This window comes from Streptomyces flavofungini, assembly GCF_041028215.1.
GTDB classification, from domain to species: domain Bacteria; phylum Actinomycetota; class Actinomycetes; order Streptomycetales; family Streptomycetaceae; genus Streptomyces; species Streptomyces flavofungini_B.
Map to the genome: position 1 here is coordinate 1 of NZ_JASKYR010001266.1, position 1,098 is coordinate 1,098.

Genomic DNA, 1,098 nt, shown 5'->3' on the forward strand with positions numbered 1-1,098 from the left:
GGAGGGGGTGGTGGGCGCGGGCTAGCTCGGGGTGCCCGACGTGATTCCCTCCGCCACGCCCAGGCGGATCAGATGCGCCACCGTCGGAGCGGTGCGCTTGGTGCGGATGCGGCGGAGGTAGGTGCTGACCGTGTGCACGCTGATGCCGAGGCGGCGGGCGACCTGCTTGTGGGAGAGGCCTGCCGCGATGTGGGCCAGCACCTGGCGCTCTCGGTGGGACAGGGCCGGTGCGTTCTGGGGGCGGGAGCGGCTGGTTACTGGCATCTGCCCTCCGGGAGGGACTGTCAACTACGACGTCATGACCTCATCTTGATCTAACCATGGTCCCGCGGAAACAGAAAGGAATCCCAGGGTCGAAGGGCCTGACCAGGGCGGAACCCAGAGCAAACCCTGGGTGCAGCGGTCGAGTTGAACTTGTCAAGTCACCAGTTCGGGGGACTGTGGGCGCGCTTCGGGGCGCGTGAGTGTGAAGGCCGTCGCGGCACAGTGCAGCGACATATGACGGTGAGTGACGCACCAGCGGTGGACCAGGGGGCACGCTTGAGGCACTTTCGCCTGCTCGTAGTGGGCAACGGCGTTTCGGCGTACGGCAGTTACCTGAACATGGTCGCGCTCAACGTCTTCATCTACGAGGTCACCGACAGCGCCCTCGCCGCCGGGATCTTCATGGCCGTGCGGCTGCTGACCAGCGTCGTATCCGGCTTTGTGAGCGGACGGCTGGTCTCGGCGTACGACCGTAAGAGGTTGATGGTCGGCGCCGATCTCACGCAGTGCGCCGCCATGGTAGCGCTGCTGATCGCTCCCGACGCCGGGCGGGCCGGGCTGCTCTACGTCCTCGCCGTCGTCACCGGGTTCTGTTCGACCCTCTCCGGTGTCTCGCTGCGCAGCGCCATCCCCGAGATCGTCGGGCCCGAGCTTCGGCTCCGCGCCAATTCGCTGCTCGCCACCGGGCGTTCCCTCGCGATGATCGCCGGGTTCGCCTCCGCCGGTGTCGTCGTCTCCCTGCTCGGCTACACCGCCGCCATCTCCCTCGACGCCGCCTCCTTCGCCGTGTCGGCGAGCGTGCTGCTCTCCCTTCCCCTGCGTACAAGGGGGGAS

General features: G+C 67.6%; 2 protein-coding genes. One reads left to right on the forward strand and one right to left on the reverse strand.

The features are described from left to right. Positions 1-21: 21 nt before the first annotated feature. On the reverse strand, positions 22-264 hold the full coding sequence (locus AB8Z36_RS40315; protein WP_369218318.1) for a response regulator transcription factor: 243 nt from the start codon (positions 262-264) through the stop codon (positions 22-24). 276 nt (positions 265-540) lie between these two features. On the opposite strand from AB8Z36_RS40315, the gene AB8Z36_RS40320 reads away from it, so the two are divergent. Continuing rightward, on the forward strand, positions 541-1,098 hold a 558-nt coding region (locus tag AB8Z36_RS40320), incomplete at its 3' end, for an MFS transporter (protein ID WP_369218319.1).